Annotated in this window: 16 protein-coding genes and 1 riboswitch; of the genes, 4 read left to right on the top strand and 12 right to left on the bottom strand. The window is 68.6% G+C overall.

Going from position 1 to position 15974, the window contains the following annotated elements:
* The 3 genes from ACODSU_RS11840 (at window position 1) to ACODSU_RS11830 (ending at window position 4224) form a co-directional block, all read left to right on the top strand.
* Window positions 1–177, top strand: a complete 177-nt coding sequence (locus tag ACODSU_RS11840; RefSeq protein ID WP_015012563.1) for a hypothetical protein — start codon at window positions 1–3, stop codon at window positions 175–177.
* A 54-nt stretch (window positions 178–231) separates the two neighbouring features.
* Window positions 232–355, top strand: a riboswitch (TPP riboswitch).
* A gap of 148 nt (window positions 356–503) precedes the next feature.
* Window positions 504–2381, top strand: coding sequence for a phosphomethylpyrimidine synthase ThiC (thiC, locus tag ACODSU_RS11835; protein WP_488842608.1), 1878 nt, complete (start codon window positions 504–506; stop codon window positions 2379–2381).
* Between the two features lie 193 nt (window positions 2382–2574).
* On the top strand, window positions 2575–4224 hold the full coding sequence (locus tag ACODSU_RS11830; protein ID WP_488842454.1) for a methyl-accepting chemotaxis protein: 1650 nt from the start codon (window positions 2575–2577) through the stop codon (window positions 4222–4224).
* 66 nt (window positions 4225–4290) lie between these two features.
* Here ACODSU_RS11830 and ACODSU_RS11825 read toward each other — a convergent pair whose 3' ends face one another.
* The 10 genes from ACODSU_RS11825 to gspG all read right to left on the bottom strand — a co-directional run bounded on the left by ACODSU_RS11825 (window position 4291) and on the right by gspG (window position 14040).
* Window positions 4291–5679 carry a GspE/PulE family protein gene (locus tag ACODSU_RS11825; protein WP_488842453.1) on the bottom strand — a complete coding sequence of 463 codons (1389 nt, stop codon included), beginning with the start codon at window positions 5677–5679 and terminating at the stop codon, window positions 4291–4293.
* A gap of 13 nt (window positions 5680–5692) precedes the next feature.
* Window positions 5693–7972: a type II secretion system secretin GspD gene (gspD, locus tag ACODSU_RS11820; RefSeq protein WP_488842452.1), complete on the bottom strand. Its 2280-nt coding sequence runs from the start codon at window positions 7970–7972 to the stop codon at window positions 5693–5695.
* Between the two features lie 4 nt (window positions 7973–7976).
* Complete coding sequence (gspN, locus tag ACODSU_RS11815; RefSeq protein WP_488842451.1) at window positions 7977–8789, bottom strand: type II secretion system protein N; 813 nt, start codon at window positions 8787–8789, stop codon at window positions 7977–7979.
* Window positions 8790–8830: 41 nt separating this feature from the next.
* Entirely contained in the window at window positions 8831–9385 is a 555-nt protein-coding gene (locus ACODSU_RS11810) for a type II secretion system protein M (RefSeq protein ID WP_110961374.1), read from the bottom strand.
* Window positions 9382–10668, bottom strand: a complete 1287-nt coding sequence (gspL, locus tag ACODSU_RS11805) for a type II secretion system protein GspL (RefSeq protein ID WP_488842450.1) — start codon at window positions 10666–10668, stop codon at window positions 9382–9384. Before gspL ends, ACODSU_RS11810 begins: the two co-directional genes overlap by 4 nt.
* Before the next feature lie 95 nt (window positions 10669–10763).
* Window positions 10764–11741, bottom strand: a complete 978-nt coding sequence (gene gspK / locus ACODSU_RS11800) for a type II secretion system minor pseudopilin GspK (protein ID WP_488842607.1) — start codon at window positions 11739–11741, stop codon at window positions 10764–10766.
* Between the two features lie 98 nt (window positions 11742–11839).
* Window positions 11840–12661, bottom strand: a complete 822-nt coding sequence (locus ACODSU_RS11795; protein WP_488842449.1) for a PulJ/GspJ family protein — start codon at window positions 12659–12661, stop codon at window positions 11840–11842.
* Window positions 12661–13035: a type II secretion system minor pseudopilin GspI gene (gene gspI, locus ACODSU_RS11790; RefSeq protein WP_488842448.1), complete on the bottom strand. Its 375-nt coding sequence runs from the start codon at window positions 13033–13035 to the stop codon at window positions 12661–12663. The genes ACODSU_RS11795 and gspI overlap by 1 nt, the downstream gene beginning before the upstream one ends.
* On the bottom strand, window positions 13032–13547 hold the full coding sequence (locus tag ACODSU_RS11785) for a prepilin-type N-terminal cleavage/methylation domain-containing protein (RefSeq protein ID WP_343733947.1): 516 nt from the start codon (window positions 13545–13547) through the stop codon (window positions 13032–13034). The genes gspI and ACODSU_RS11785 overlap by 4 nt, the downstream gene beginning before the upstream one ends.
* 28 nt (window positions 13548–13575) lie before the next feature.
* Window positions 13576–14040 (bottom strand): type II secretion system major pseudopilin GspG, encoded by a 465-nt coding sequence (gene gspG / locus ACODSU_RS11780; RefSeq protein ID WP_043565124.1) that lies wholly within the window; start codon window positions 14038–14040, stop codon window positions 13576–13578.
* A gap of 48 nt (window positions 14041–14088) precedes the next feature.
* On the opposite strand from gspG, the gene ACODSU_RS11775 reads away from it, so the two are divergent.
* Entirely contained in the window at window positions 14089–14538 is a 450-nt protein-coding gene (locus ACODSU_RS11775; RefSeq protein ID WP_056646703.1) for a type II secretion system protein N, read from the top strand.
* Window positions 14539–14569: 31 nt separating this feature from the next.
* On the opposite strand, the gene ACODSU_RS11770 is transcribed toward ACODSU_RS11775, so the two are convergent.
* Both ACODSU_RS11770 and cobS read right to left on the bottom strand, forming a co-directional pair.
* Window positions 14570–15163 (bottom strand): histidine phosphatase family protein, encoded by a 594-nt coding sequence (locus ACODSU_RS11770; RefSeq protein WP_488842447.1) that lies wholly within the window; start codon window positions 15161–15163, stop codon window positions 14570–14572.
* Entirely contained in the window at window positions 15160–15966 is an 807-nt protein-coding gene (gene cobS, locus ACODSU_RS11765; RefSeq protein WP_488842446.1) for an adenosylcobinamide-GDP ribazoletransferase, read from the bottom strand. The genes ACODSU_RS11770 and cobS overlap by 4 nt, the downstream gene beginning before the upstream one ends.
* Window positions 15967–15974 lie beyond the last annotated feature (8 nt).

The raw sequence follows: 15974 nt of genomic DNA, 5'->3' as shown, positions 1-15974 counted from the left end.
ATGTTGATCTTTCGCTGGCTGGCCATGCTGCTGCTTTTGGCGGCCGCCGTGTCATTTGCGTTTTATGCCGGCACCGGGCAGCCGCGCTACAAGCGCCTGGGGCTCGTCATCCTCAAGTGGACAGTGATTGCCGCCGTCTTTTTCTTCGCGGTGATCCTCATCGGCCGCCTGGCCTGATGTATCTGTTGATTGGGGGGCTCTGCTGCCCCGTTTTTCCTCTGCCCTATACTCGCGCCTGCTCCGGGGTGTGCTGATGCGCTGAGATGCGAGAGGCCTGAAGGAATTCAGGCCAGCTTGCGAACCCGACGAACTTGATCCGGTTCATACCGGCGGAAGAAGAGCCGACCTCCTTGTCCCCGTGCCCGCACTCCCTGTGGGCACGCCTTGCCTCAGGTGCTGCCATGCGCAGCCACCCGAGGGGCGCACAGGTCCATTCCGGAGCAGACCCACCGCCACCGGAACCAGGAGACCTGCCCATGAACGCCCCCGACCCCCACGCCACACTGGCTGCCCCTGAAAAGTTCGCCGAGCTGCTCGCACGCACCCGCGAACCCTTCCCCGCATCCCGCAAGGCCTATATCCCCGGCCATCTGCACACCGACCTGCGCGTGCCCGTGCGCGACATCGCGCTCACCAACGGCGAGCTGGTCAGCGTGTACGACACCTCCGGCCCCTACACCGATCCCAACGCCGTGATCGACGTGCGCCAGGGCTTGGCCAGCGTGCGCGGTGGCTGGATCACCGGCCGTGGCGATGTGGAGCACTACGAAGGCCGCGCCCCCGTAGCGCTGGACGACGGCCAAAAGAGCGAAGATGCCACCCGCCTCGCCCAGCTGCGCGCCGAGGCCGCCGCCTTGCAGCGCAAGCCCCTGCGAGCCAAGGCGGGTGCCAATGTCACGCAGATGCACTACGCCAAGAAGGGCATCGTCACGCCCGAGATGGAGTACGTCGCCATCCGCGAAAACGGCAAGCGCGAATGGATGGAGCAGTACATGGCCGACGCAGGCCGTGAAAAGCGCCTGATGGGCAACCCGATGGGCGCAAGCATCCCGCGCATCATCACCCCCGAATTTGTGCGCGATGAAGTGGCCCGGGGCCGCGCCATCATCCCCGCCAACATCAACCACCCCGAGGTGGAGCCGATGGCGATTGGCCGCAACTTCCTGGTCAAGATCAACGCCAACATCGGCAATTCGGCTGTCACATCGAGCATCGAGGAAGAAGTGGAAAAGCTCGTGTGGGCGATCCGCTGGGGTGCTGACAACGTGATGGACCTGAGCACCGGCAAGAACATCCACACCACACGCGACTGGATCGTGCGCAACTCGCCCGTGCCGATCGGCACGGTGCCCATCTACCAGGCGCTGGAAAAGGTGGGCGGCGTGGCCGAAGACCTGACCTGGGAAATCTTCCGCGACACGCTGATCGAGCAGGCTGAGCAGGGCGTGGACTACTTCACCATCCACGCTGGCGTGCGTCTGGCCTACATCCACCTCACGGCGCAGCGCCGCACGGGCATCGTCTCGCGCGGCGGCTCCATCATGGCCAAGTGGTGCATGGCGCACCACCGCGAAAGCTTTTTGTACGAGCACTTCGAGGACATCTGCGACATCATGAAGGCGTACGACGTGTCGTTTAGCCTGGGCGACGGCCTGCGCCCAGGCTGCGCATCGGACGCCAACGACGAAGCGCAATTTGCCGAGCTGCACACGCTGGGCGAGCTGACCCAGGTGGCCTGGAAGCACGACGTGCAGACCATGATCGAAGGCCCCGGCCACGTGCCCATGCACATGATCCAGGCCAACATGACCGAGCAGCTCAAGACCTGCCACGAGGCGCCGTTCTACACCCTGGGCCCGCTGACCATCGACATCGCACCCGGCTACGACCACATCGCCAGTGCCATCGGCGCCGCCATGATCGGCTGGATGGGCACGGCCATGCTGTGCTATGTGACGCCCAAGGAGCACCTGGGGCTGCCCGACCGCGACGACGTGAAGCAGGGGATCATTGCCTACAAGATCGCCGCGCATGCGGCCGACGTGGCCAAGGGCCACCCCGGGGCCCGCTCGCGCGACGATGCGCTGAGCCAGGCGCGCTTCGACTTCCGCTGGCAGGATCAGTTCAACCTGGGCCTGGACCCCGAGACGGCTAAGGAATACCACGATGAGACCCTGCCCAAGGACTCGGCCAAGGTGGCGCATTTCTGCTCGATGTGTGGCCCCAAGTTCTGCTCGATGAAGATCACGCAGGAAGTGCGCGACTTTGCAGCGCAAAAGGGCGTGGCTGAGGCCGAAGCCCTGGCCCAGGGTATGGAGGCCAAGGCGGCAGAGTTCCAGAAGGGTGGTGGCGAGTTGTACATCCCGCTCAAGCCGGTGTAACGACGGGGCAATAAGCACAGCTACTGGCCCCGAGGTTTCCCTGAAAGAGCTTATGGGGGCCGTGCTTACCCTGTGCGGCAGGCGGCCCTGCCCGGCATATAGTCGCGCCCACTCCCGGCCCAGAAGGTAGGGTGTGTGCGTGGCACCAAATTTGCTATGCTGGACTATCTGTTAAAAAATGTAAGGAAGAGCCATGAATGCTCTCGGCCGCTTCTCCATCCGCACGCGTCTCTACTTCGGAACCGTCTTTTCCCTGATCCTTCTGGTCGTCATCGGTGCCATGGGCTACGTAGCCCTGGACCGCACGCGCGGCACCCTGCAGGTGCTGTTTTCAGAGCGCGTGCAGACGCTGACCGACATGTCCGAGCTGCGCACCACCCTGGGTGACCTGCGCCGGACCGAAAAAGACATCATCATCAACTTCAACAACTCGGTCGAGGTCTCTGCCCTGCGCGAGTCCTGGGCCAAGACCCTGACCTCCCTGCGCAAGCGCCTGGCCGATGTGCGCCAGGTGCAGTCGGGTGATGCCGAATTTGTGGCCTCCATCGACAAATCGCTGGACGAGATCAAGCAGTACGAAACCGGCATTTCGCCCATCTTCGAGAAGATCGAAGGCGCGCAGCTGGACGGCGCGGGCGGCGGCGCCTACGCCGATCGCCTGAAGGTCCACATGGAGGCCACCGACAAGCTGTTCTCCAGCCTGGCCGCCTCGGCCCGTGCGCAGATGGACGAGGCCCGTGCGGGCGTCGAATCACGCACCTCCACCATGGCCGCGCTGATCGGTGTAGGCCTGGTGCTGGCGCTGGCCGTGCTGATTCCGCTCACCTTCTTCAGCGTGCGCTCCATCACCAAATCCCTCGGGCAGGCGCAGGAGCTGGCCGAACGCATCGCCAGCGGCGACCTGTCGCGCGATGTGGCGGCCATGAATCAGGACGAAGTGGGCCAGCTGGTGGGCGCCATGGGCCGCATGCAGGACTCGTTGCGTGACCTGGTGCGCCAGGTGCAGGACGCGGCGGGCAACATCTCCACCGCCAGCTCCGAGATCGCCAGCGGCAACCACGACCTGAGCCACCGCACCGAGCAGACGGCGGCCAATCTGGAGGAGACGGCCTCGTCGATGGAAGTGCTGACCAGCACCGTGCAGCAAAGCGCCCAGGCCTCGCGCCAGGCCAGCGACTTCGCCTCGACCGCCGCCGAGGTGGCTGCGCGCGGTGGCGCTGTGGTGTCGCAGGTGGTGACCACCATGGACCAGATCACCACCAGCTCGCGCAAGATTGCCGACATCACGGGCGTGATCGATTCGATTGCATTCCAGACCAACATCCTGGCGCTCAACGCCGCCGTGGAAGCCGCACGTGCCGGCGAGCAAGGCCGTGGCTTTGCGGTGGTGGCCAGCGAGGTGCGCAACCTCGCGCAGCGCAGCGCCGAAGCGGCCAAGGAGATCAAGGGCCTGATCGGTTCGTCGGTGGAGCGGGTCGAAGACGGCTCGCGCCTGGTGAGCCAGGCCGGTCAGACCATGACGGAGATCGTGAGCAGCGTGCGGCGTGTGTCCGACATCATTGCGGAGATCACCGCCTCGTCGGCCGAGCAGAGCGACAACATCGGTCAGATCAGCCAGTCGGTCACCCAGCTGGACCAAATGACGCAGCAGAACGCGGCGCTGGTGGAGGAATCCACCGCAGCGTCCGAGTCGCTGCGTGAGCAGGCCCACCACCTCAACAGCGCGGTCAGCCAGTTCAAGCTGCAGGATGGCGCATCGCCCTCGGCCACGTTCAACACCCCCGTTGCCGCAGCACCCGCCGTCGCCCAGGTGGCGCGCCGACCTGCGTTGCAGATCCGGTAATTTCAGGTGTTTTTGGCTGGTAGTGCTAGTGCTTCATGCGCTAGCAGCTATCAGATGTATAGCAAATCAGTCCCGCGTCACCCGCAGCACTTCTTCGCGGCTGGTGATGCCGGCGGCAATCAGGCGTTCGCCATCCTCTCGCATCAGTGCCATGCCATCGGCCATGGCGGCGGCGCGGATGTCGGCCTCTGACGCCTGGGCGTGGATTTGCGCGCGGATCGCGTCCGTGGTCACCAGCAGTTCGAACACGCCGGTGCGGCCGGTGTAACCCGTCTGGCCGCAGTGCTCGCAGCCCGCGCCGTGGCAGTGGCTGCAGAACTTGCGCACCAGGCGCTGGGCCAGCACGCCCAGCAAAGACGACGACAACAGGAACGGCTCCACGCCCATGTCCGTCAGGCGCGTGACGGCGCTGGCCGCATCGTTGGTGTGCAGCGTGGCCAGCACCAGGTGGCCGGTGAGTGACGCCTGGATGGCGATCTGCGCGGTCTCGAAGTCGCGGATTTCGCCAATCATGATGATGTCCGGGTCCTGCCGCAGGATGGCGCGCAGGGCCTTGGCAAAGGTCAGCTCGATCTTGCTGTTGACCTGGGTTTGCCCCACGCCGGGTAGCTCGTATTCGATGGGGTCTTCCACCGTCATGATGTTGTTGCGCGTGGCGTCGAGCCGGCCCAGCGCCGCGTACAGCGTGGTGGTCTTGCCCGAGCCCGTGGGGCCGGTGACCAGGATGATGCCGTGCGGCTGACCGATCAGGCCCTCGAAGCGGTGCAGGGTGTCGCCCTGCATGCCCACGGCCTCCAGGCTCAGCTTGCTTTCGCTCTTGTCCAAAAGACGCAGCACCGCGCGTTCGCCATGGGCGCTGGGCAGGGTGGAAACGCGCACGTCGATGGCTCGGGTGCCCAGGCGCAGGCTGATGCGGCCGTCCTGGGGCAGGCGTTTTTCGCTGATGTCCAGGTCGGCCATGATCTTCAGGCGCGAGATCAGGGCGGCGTGCAGTGCGCGGTTGGGCTGCACCACTTCGCGCAGCGTGCCGTCCACCCGAAAGCGCACGCTGCTGTGCCGCTCGTAGGGCTCGATGTGGATGTCGCTCGCGCCGTCGCGCGCGGCCTGCGTGAGCAGGGCGTTGAGCATGCGGATGATGGGTGCGTCGCCGGCCGACTCCAGCAAGTCTTCGACGGCCGGCAGCTCCTGCATCATGCGCGAGAGGTCGGCGTCGCTCTCGACCTCGCTCACCACCGTGGCAGCGCTCGATTCGCTGTGCGAATAGGCGGCGCTGATGCGCTGTGCCAGGGCCGGGGCATCCAGCGGCAGCAGCTGCTGCACCGGGTGCTTGCGCAGCACTTCGGACAGCGCGCCCGCGTCGGGGCTGTGGCCGTGCCACAGCACCAGCTGGTGGCCGTCGTCCTCCAGCAGCAGTTGGGCGGTGCGGGCAAAAGCGTAGGGCAGGGGGTGGCGCATGCGTGGCGACCCTTCAGCGTGGCGAAGTTTCTGCGGGCAGCGGGGCCAGCGGCTGCGCAGGCACGGTGGCTGCGCCGGGCTCTGCGCGCTGTGGCAGCGCGGGCAGGATGGGCGCGCCGGACACCGACTTCATCACCACGCTGGGTGCGGGCTGCGTGGTCTGCTGCAGCGCGCGGATGGCCTCGTAGCGGTCCATCATCAACGCGTCGCTGGTGGCGTTGTCGCGCACCACAATGGGGCGCAGGAACACCATCAGGTTGGTCTTGTTGCGGGTGCGGTTCTCGCTGCGGAACAGGTTGCCCAGCACCGGGATGTCGCCCATCACCGGCACCTTGTCCTGGCCTTGCGAGTAGCTGTCTTCCAGCAGGCCGCCGATCACGATGATGTTGCCGTCGTCCACCACCACGTTCGACTCGATGGAGCGCTTGCTGGTGGTGGGGCCGTTGGCGTTGCTCAGCGTGGCGGTGTCGATCTTGGAGACCTCCTGATAGATCGCCATCTTCACCGTGCCGTTCTCGCTGATCTGCGGGCGCACCTTGAGCATCAGGCCCACGTCCTTGCGCTCCACCGTGGTGAACGGGTTCACCGTGCTGCTGCCCGTGCTGTTGGCGTACGAGCCGGTCACGAAGGGCACGTTGTTGCCGATGATGATGCGCGCCTCTTCGTTGTCCAGCGTCATCAGGTTGGGGGTGGAGAGCACATTGGCGTCGCCGCTGTTCTGCAGGAAGTTCGCCAGCGCGCCCAGGTAGTACTGGCCGTTGACGCGCGGCGCCAGCGCCAGGTTCAGCCCCTTGCCTAGCGAGCTGGCCGCCGAGGCGATGGAGGTGGTGGAGCCCGAGGCCAGCGCGGCTGTCACGTTCAGGATGTTGGCGCCCGCCTGGCCGGAGTTGGTGCCGATCACGCCCACGGTGCCATCACCGTTCTTGCCCAGAACGCCCTGCCACTGGATGCCGAACTCGGCCACCTTGTTGGCGGAGACCTCGACGATCAGACTCTCGACCAGCACCTGCGCGCGGCGGCCGTCGAGCTTGTCGATCACGTCGCGCAGCTGGCGGTACAGCGGCTCGGGCGCCGTGATGATGAGCGAGTTGGTGGTGGGGTCGGCCTGGATCTGCCCGCCAGTGGAGGGCTGGTTGTTGTTGGTACTGCTGGTGCCCATGGCGCTCGCGCTGGAGCCCAGGCCGCCGGTGCTACTGCTGCTGGACGAGCTGCCGTTGGTGGACAGCATGCCGCCGGTGCTCAGCCCCGTGCTGGGTGCGGGCGCGCTGGCACCACCCCCGCCGCTGGCCGCACCGCCATTGTTGCCGCCCATGGCTGCCATGGCGGCGCGCAGGGTGGTGGCCAGCTTGGTGGCGTCGGCGTTCTTGAGGTAGACCACATGGATGTTGCCGCTGGCGGCGCTGCTGCCGGGCGCAGGCGCCTGGTCCAGCTGTGCCACCAGGGCGCGCACCTGGGCCACGCGGGCCGGGTTGGCGGCGCGCAGGATCAGCGAGTTGCTGCGCGGCTCGGCAATCAGGGTGGTCTTGAACGATGTGTCGGCCTGACCGGGCGCGGCCGCAGCGGCGGCGCCCCCGTTGGCGCTGCCGCCGTCGATCAGGCGCGACACCAGCGGTGCCAGGTCGCTGGCAATCGCGTTCTTGAGCGGAATCACCTCCACATCGCTGGCGTTGGACACATCCATGGCCGCCACGATGCGCGCCAGGCGCTGCAGGTTGTCGGCGTAGTCGGTGATCACCAGCGAGTTGTTGCCGGGGTTCACGTTGATGGTGTTGTTGGGACTGATGAGCGGGCGCAGCACCGGCACCAGATTGGCCGCGTTCTCGAAGTTGAGCTTGAAGATCTGCGTGACGATCTGCCCGCCGCCGGGCGCGCTGCCCGCGTTGCCCTGCACCACGCTCACGCTGCCGCCCTGCAGCTTGGCGTCTGCCTCGGGCACCACCTTGTACAGGCCGGCTGCCTCCACCACCGTGAAGCCCTGCAGCCGCAGCGCGGCTAGGAACTGCTGGAACGCGGCGGCGGGTGTCACGGCGCGCTCGGTCACCAGGTTGAGCTGGCCTTTCACGCGCGGGTCCACCACCACGTTGCGGCCAGTGATGGTGGCCATGGTGCGGGCCACGGCCTCGATCTCGGCGTTGGCAAAGTTGAGCGTGACGGGTTCGCTGGGGCGCACGCTGCCGGTGCGGGTGTCCACCGCCGTTTGGGCGCCAATTTGGCCGCTAGCGCAGGTAAGTATTGCGCTGGCAGCTATTGTTTTGAGAGTAAATCGCAGGCGTGGAGCAAACAGGAAAGTCATAGATTCAACCCACGGTGATGATGGAGCGCGCGCCATTGCGCCGTCCGATGATGTTCAGAAGATTAGACAGTGCGGCCTCTCGCTCGGGGGCGGCACTGGCCTCGCCCGCAAAGCGCAGGCGGTTGCCCACCCACTGGCCGCTGCCGCTGAGTTGCAAGGCCCCGTCGAGGGTGCTGAGGGCGAGCGTGGGCACCTCGCCGCCCTGCAGCACCAGCCGGTAGCTGCCCATGGGGCGCAGGGTGGACAGGCGTGAGGACATGGCCCGCGCATCCAGCTGGGCCTGGCCCGACAGCACCATGCGGCCAGCGGCCCATTGCACGGCCAGCGCGCGGGTCTGCAGCGCCAGCTGGCCCTGCGGCTGTAGCGTGTTCCAGGGGGTGCCCAGGCCCGCCAGCAACGCGGCGGGCCACTGGCTCTGGCCGTCGGCCAGGGTGATTTGCGGGCCGGCCCGGCGCAGGTGCACCTGGGCTTGCAGGGGCTCCGCCGTGCAGCAGCCCGCTTGCAGCCGGGCGCGCAGGCCGCCCCAGGTGGGGCGCAGCTGCCAGTCCACCCGGCCGGGCAGGGCGGCGCTGTCTTTGCTGGCCTGGCCGCCGGTCAGCACCAGCTGGGCCGAGCCGGTCCACACCGTGCCGCGTGGCTGCAGCAACAGCACCTGCCCTTGGGTGGCACGGGCCACGCCGCCGGCCAGCCAGTGCGCGGGCGCAAAGGCCACCACGGCGGGCAGCACGCCGGCCAGCACGCCGGCCCATGCCCAGCCCCACGCTGTGCGGGGGGCGGAGCGGGGGGCAGGGCGTGTCGGACGGAGGTTGCGGGCCACGGTGGGGAGGGTGTCGTTCAGGGCGGTGACGGAGCGGCGGGTCAGCGGGCGGGTGCGGCGGGCAGGGCCAGCACCACGGTGCCATCCCAGCGGGGCATGGCCACGGGCGTGCTGCCCAGGGTGACGGGCGCATTGCCAGTCGGCGCCGCAGCAGCAGGAGCAGCACTGCGGGTCAGCCGCGCTTCGAGCGGTGTGGCGCGGGCGTTGCTACGGGCCTGGGCCAGCCACTGGGCCAGCGCGTCGGCCGATGCGCCTTTGAGCGTGACCGTGGCCCGGTCGCCCGCCACGTTGAGTTGGGCCGTGTTGCCCAGGCGCTGCGTGAGGGCGGTGCGCAGCGCGCCCACGGCATCGCCGGGGCTGGTGGTGGGTGTGGCCTGCAGCTGCTGGGCCTCGGCCTGCAGGCTTTGCATGCGCTGCAGTTGAGCATCGAGCGCGGCGTGCCGCGCGGGCGCGGCGCGCAGGGTGCCGAGTGCGGGGGCGACAGCCACCCACCACAGCAGGGCCAGCGCCACCACCGTGCTGGCGGCCAGCACCAGGTTCTGCTCGCGGGGCGCCAGGGCTTTCCAGCGGTCCTGGAGGGCGGAGGGTTGGGTCATGGGCTCACCTCGGTGCGCAGCAACAGGCTGCCATCGTCCATGCGGGCGCGGTAGCCGGCGGCTTGCAGGCGGCCAGACACCACAGATTCTTCATCGGGCGCCAGGGTCACGCCACGCAGGCGCAGCTCGCCGGGCGTGTATTCGATGCTGCTGGGCAGGCGGCCATCGGGCAGTGCCGCACCGGCTGCTGCCAGCAGGGGCTCCAGGTCGCGCGGCGACACGCTACCGGCGGCCTGCCGCAGCTGGGCGAGTTCGCGTTCCATCTGCACTGGCGCATCGACGACCACCTGCACCTTGGGAAAGGTCTGGGTCAGGGTATTGCGCACGCTGGCCTGCTTGGCGGTCAGTGCCTGCCGTTCTTGCCAGGCCCAGGCGTTGAGCCCCACCAGGTGCGCCACCACCAGCACGCCCGCACCCCAGCGGGCGGCACGCCACTGCGGCGCGTACAGCGCCGCGCTCAACGCGCTGCCCACCTTGCGCAACGCGCGGGTGCTGCTGGTGCTGGAGAGGTCGAACTGCGCCAGGTCCCAGTCGCCACGGGCGGCATCGAGCGCGCGCTGGCTGGTGGTGTGCAGGGCAATGCGTTGGCCTTGCTGGCCCAGGGTGCGTTCGGCCAGCGCAGCCACGGCGGGCTCGGCGCGGACCATGAGGGCTGGGTCGTCGCCGCTGTCGGCGGTCGGCAAGCCGGTACGCGCCAGCGTCAGGGCCATGGGCGTCAGCGGCAGCACCGCCACGCCTTGGTCGGCACCGTGGCCGGTGAGCACCACGTAGGCCTCTTCGGGCGTGCCCAGGGCGCACAGCTCAGGCTGGCCGCTGGCCGTGGGGCCCGGCGCAAATTCGGGCACCACGCGGGCCACGCGGCGGCCTGCGGCCTCCAGCGCCTGCAGGTGTTCGCGCAGCCAGGCGCGGTCGCACACGGCCACCCACACCGGCTCGCCGGCCTGCGCACGACTTTGTGCGCCGGGTTGCAGCGCAAAGTGCAGCTGGCTGGCATCGTCCAGCACGCGGTCTTCCAGCAGGCCTTCCAGCACCGAGCGCAGCCGGGGCGTCTGCTGGCCGGCACCCAGCGGCACACCGGCCGGAATGGTCACGCGCTGCCACGACAGCGCCCGTGCGGGCACCACAGCCACGACCTCACCGCCGGGACGGGTGGGCTCGGGCAGCAGGGCAGCGGGTGCGGTGGCGTGCTGGAGGGCGGAATGGCCGTCTGCCGTGAGCGTGTAGGCGTACTCGGAGGCGGGTCCCGGGCGTGCCGGCGGCAGGAAAAGGATCAGGGTGCTCATGGGCGGGTTTTGCGGGCCATTTTAGGGGGCGGGCGTGACACAGCGGCGGTGTGGGTGGTGCGGTGTTGAGGGTTGTTGTGCCTCAGAACAGGTTCTCAGCGCTGCGCTCCGGGCAGGGTTTGCGTGGTTTCCCGGTCGAAGGCCCCGCGCTCGCGCCACAGCGTGGTCACGTCGATACCCTGTTTGCGCACCAAAGAGCGCTCGTCCACCATCGCATCGCCCAGGCGCAGGCGGCCCCGCACTTCAAAGTACGACGAAGCCACGGCATGGGCGCTTTCGTTGATGTCGATGCTGGCACCCACCAGGTCGCGCACGTCGCTGAGGGTGCGGAAATGCCGCGCTTCGCGGGTCTGCACGATCTTCTGGGCCGTGGCGCTGTCCAGCCCGTCGATGGCGGCCATGAGCACGTTGATGTCGGCGGTGTTCAGGTTGACCGGGGTGCGCACGGGCAGCAGCGTCACATGGGGGGCGAGCGCCGCCACCGTGGCCGGGGTCAGGCCCAGCCACCCCAGCTGGGTCACGCTGGGTGGCAGCAGGGGGGCGGAGCCGCTGTCTGTGCCTGCACCTGCCTGTGCGCGGCGCAGGCCGTCGATGAGGGTGCTCAGCTGCTGGCCGGGCAGGCCCAGGCGCTCGAACAGCCGGGTGAACTGCCGCAGCGCCACGGCCTGTACCTGCCCGCCTTCTGCGAGGTTGGTGATGTTCAGGCGGCCCTGCAGGTCGGTGATCTGGCCCGACAGGAAGGCCTCGGTGGTGTCGGTGCTGGCGTCGTCCACCTGCGTCACGTTCTTGTCGGCCGCGAGAAAGGTGGACAGGCGGGCCTCCTGCAAGGGAATGGCCCAGGGCTCGGCCAGGTGGTCGGCCCCGCCCGAGCGCCCGTCCTCGCGCAGGATCAGCCGCGACCAGTCGAGCGCGCCGATCAAGATCCACGCGGACTGCACGCGGCTACGCTCGGCCGTCTCGACCTCCACCGCGCGCCACTGCTGCCACATCGCGGCGGCCGCAAAGGTGGCGACCAGCGTGACGGTGAGCATGGCGGCGAGCAGCGCCGCACCGCGAGCCCTGTGCCTGTGCAATGGGTGCTGCCACAGCGAGTGCCTCCGTGGAGCTGGCTTTGCCAGGCCACGGGTGGCGTCCCCCTGGGGGGATGCGGCGCAGCCGCTCAGGGGGGGACTCACGATCTGCCTCCACCCAGCACGGGGTTGACCCAGTCGCGTGTGAGCTGGCCCGTCAGCGCCTGGCCCGGGGGCAGGGTGATCTGCAGGCGGATGCCATCCGGAGTGGCCGAGGTGCTGTCGCCCGACGGGGTGCCCGTGCTCGACTGCGGGTTAGACCACGCGCCGCCCCGGTAGTAGAAGATCTGCCAGCTGTCGAGCGGCAGCAGCGTCACCTCGTAGCGCCGCTCGGCGTCGCCCGGCGTGCGCGCCCACTGGGCGGCCTGCTCCCAGGCCTGCCGCCAGTCGGCACGGGTGCGCACTGGCGGCGACTGCCAGCGCAGCCACTGGCCCACGCCCTGGTTGTTGTTGCGGCGGGTCCAGGCCACCACCAGCGCCCCCTCGTCGGGCACGGCGCTGCTGCGGCGGGTGAGGCGCAGCACCTGGCCGTCCCAGTCCAGTGGCGTGGTGTTGGCGATGGAGACCAGGGCGTCCAGGTCCGTACCCCACTGCCCCAGCGCGGCCTGCAGCACCAGCATCTCGTCCGCCCGCTGGCGCGTGGACTCTTGCGCCCGCACCATGCCATCGAGCCCGCGCCAGCTCAGGATGGCAATCAACGCCATCACGCTGATGGCGACCAGCAGCTCGATGAGCGTGAAGCCGCGCGGGACCGTGCCCCCACTGCAGAGGCGCCGGCGCGAGGCCTGAGCAACTGGCGCGGCCCAGGCCAGCGGACGCCGCGCAAGGGCCGCCCCGCCGCGCTGGCAGCGTCCCCCTGCCCGCATTGCGCAGCAATGCGAGAGCGGGGGGAAGGCCCGCAGGGCCTCAGGGGGGTGTTCCATCAATACCTTCCAATGATGGTGGAAAGGCGCAGGATGGAGTTGTCCCCATCCAGCACCTGCGCATCGATGCGCCGAAAACTCGGGTTGGGCGTGGGCCGCACGATGGTCACCACCTGCAGCTGCCGCCCGGCCTGCTCGCAGGTCAGGCTGCTGTCACCCACGCTGGGCATCTGGCGCGAGAGGCGGGCCTTGACCAGTTCGTTCTCTGCGCACAGCTGCGCGAGCACGATGTCGGACTGCCGCAGGGCGCTGCGCGTGAGTGCCGTCGTGGCTTGCAGTCCCGCCATGAGGGCAATGGCCACGATGGCCAGCGCCACCAGCACTTCCACCAGCGTGAAGCCCCGGTGGCTGACAGGGGGGCGGCGCGTCCTCACTGCACTGCATCCACGGAAAACGGACGCACACCGTCGGTGGCAATGCGCAGGGTGCGGTCGGGGGAGGACTGGTGGGTGATCAGCACCTGCTGCGGGCCAATCAGGGGCTCGGGGCCGAGTTGCAGCACTGCCGGTCCGCGCACCACGGTGCCGGGGTCCAGCCACTGGTTGGGCAGAGCGGCCTGTGCGCTGCGCGGCAGCCCTTCAAAACGGAACCCCCCCGGCAGCGCGCGCCAGCGCACCGGGATGCCCCCGGCGCGCGACTGGGCGCGTGCGGATTCGAGCAGCGCCGCCAGTCGAGCGGCCTCCCGCTCCAGCTGCGTCTGCCCGCCATCGCGCATCGCCAGCCCCACGCCCGCCGTGGCCAGCGCCATGATGCTGATGACCACCAGCAGCTCCAGGAGGGTGAAGCCCCCTTGAGCTGCAGCGCGGCTTCTTCCGTGGGAGAAGACGCCTGTGGCCTGGCAAAGCCAGTTCCACGGCGTCCCTCGCTGGGTGCGCGCCCGGTTCATGGGGCTGGGGCACCTTCGCAATAAGCGGTCACTGCCAACTGCCAATATCGGCGTCCTTGCCTTCGCCACCCGACTGGCCATCGGCGCCGAACGACATCACGTCGATCTCGCCCTTGATGCCGGGGTTGAGGTATTGGTAAGGGCGGCCCCAGGGGTCGTTGGGCAGCTTTTCGAGGTACAGCTTCCAGTTGCCCGGTACGGGGCCCGCAGTGGGCTTGATGACCAGGGCTTGCAGGCCCTGTTCGGCCGTGGGGTAGCGCTGGTTATCCAGGCGGTAGAGCTTGAGCGCCTGCATGATGTTGGTGATGTCGGTGCGGGCGGCCGTCACGCGGGCATCGTCGGCACGTTCGAGCACGTTGGGCACGATCAGCGCGGCCAGCACGCCGATGATCACCAGCACCACCATCAGTTCGATGAGGGTGAAACCACGGGCCACGGACTTGGCAACGCGGCGCGGGGCGGAGCGCACGAGGAGGGAGAAAGAGGTGTTCACTGCTGGCGGTCTCTCGGATGGTCGAATCGCGTGAATCATAATCCCCGCATGGTGACCAATACGTACAGCAAATGGGGCGTCCGCCTGGGGACTCTGGTGCTCTGGGCAGCAGCCGGTGCCAGTGTGGTCTATTGGGGGCTGCGCCTGTCGGCGCCTTCGTCTGCATCCACCGCGCCGGCCGTGGCGCCTGCCCCGGTGGCCATGGATGCGCAGGCGCTGGCGCGTTTGCTGGGTGCGGCACCTGCCGCCCCGGGTGTGGCTGCACCGGTGGCGCCTACCGCAAGCCGGTTCACGCTGATCGGCGTGCTGTCGGGGCGCAGCAGCGGCGGTGGAGCCGCATTGATTGCCGTGGACGGCAAGCCCGCCAAGCCCTTCCGTGTGGGCGCTGCCGTGGATGAGGGGCTGGTGCTGCAGGCCCTGGGCCCCCGCCAGGCGCAACTGGGGGCCAGCATGGGCGGGCCTGCCACGGTGACGCTGGACATGCCGCTGAAAAACTGACGGTCTTTTTGTTGGCCTGCCGCACGTGGCGTCAGGCCAGCTCCCTGATTTCCCATTCCCCCCAGCCCGGTGCCGCCACCGGCCAGTCCTCCGAGCGGGGCAGGGCGCTTTCTCCACGCTCCTGCAACCAGGCCACGCAGCGTGCCACCCCGGCGTGGGTAATCCACACCACATCCATCGTCCCCTGATCATTGCGCCATTCGCGGGCGGTCTGCAGGGCGGCCGCCACGCGGTGCAGCATGTGCGCCAGGCTTTCGCCCCCGCCGGGTGCGTGGGTGGCGAACCCGGCCACCCAGGCATCGATGGCACTTTTGCCGATGGCGTCCCAGGTTTGCCCTTCCCAGCGGCCAAAGTCCATCTCGCGCAGCCGGGTGTCAGGGGCGAATGTCAAATCGGGTCTGAGTGCCTGTAAATCATGCGCTAGCAGCTCACATCTTTGTAGCGTGGAATACGCCACGCGAGCTCCGGGTGGCAGTGCCGTTGCCAGTCGCTCTGCCGCAGCGCGGGTGTCCTGCGCGTCGGCCAGCACGTCCAAAGCGCCGTAGCAGGTGCCCGGGGCAACCAGCGGGGCCGCATGGCGCACCAGCCACAGGCGGCTTTTGGCGGCGGCGGGAGGGGGCGTCATAGCCATCGCAATGCGATGGCAGCGCCCAGGTAGAACCCGATCTCGCTCACCTGCTGCGTGGCGCCCAGGCAGTCGCCGGTGAAGCCTTGCAGCCGTCGGGCGAACCAGCGCGCCATCCAGCCCGCGCAGAGCGCGCTGAGAGCGATAGGCGCTACCAAAAAGAGAGCTGTCTGGGCATATCCGACTAGCACCAGGGGCGGAAAACACCATAAAAGTGCCGCAACCAGTGCCTGGCCGGAGATCTGGTCGGCCAGCGGCTTGCTTTTGGAGCGCGCCGTGTCGCCCACATGCGGCAGGCTGCGCACGATGAGCAGGGGCCAAAAGCGCGACAACACGTGCGCGCCGACCAGCGCGGCCAGGGCGGCCAGTAGGCTGTGCGCCCCCAGCAGCGCCAGCAGGCTGAGCTTGGCCAGCAACGCCAGCACCAGCGCCATGGCCCCGAAGGCGCCGATGCGCGAGTCCTTCATGATGTCCAGCGCGCGTTCGCGGTCGTAGCTGCCGCCCAGGCCGTCGGCGACGTCGGCCAGGCCGTCTTCATGGAAACCGCCCGTCATCAGCACCGTGGCGATGGTGCAGAACACCGCCGCCACAGCCGAGGCCAGCGGGTTGGGCGCCAGCGCCCAGTGCAGCGCGGCGTACACGGCCACAGACAGCAACGCCGCCAGCCAGCCAATGCCCGGAAAGTGCGCCGCGCTGGCCCGCAGCATGGCCGGGCTGTAGCCCACCCAGTTCGCCAGCCGCCCGGTGACGGGGATGCGGGTGAAGAACTGCACGGCCAGTAGGTAGTGGCGCAGGGCTTGCATGGTGTGCC

The organism is Acidovorax sp. FG48, from assembly GCF_057809085.1.
Note: the sequence above shows the minus strand (reverse complement) of the source record. Positions and strands in the feature narration are given on the sequence as shown.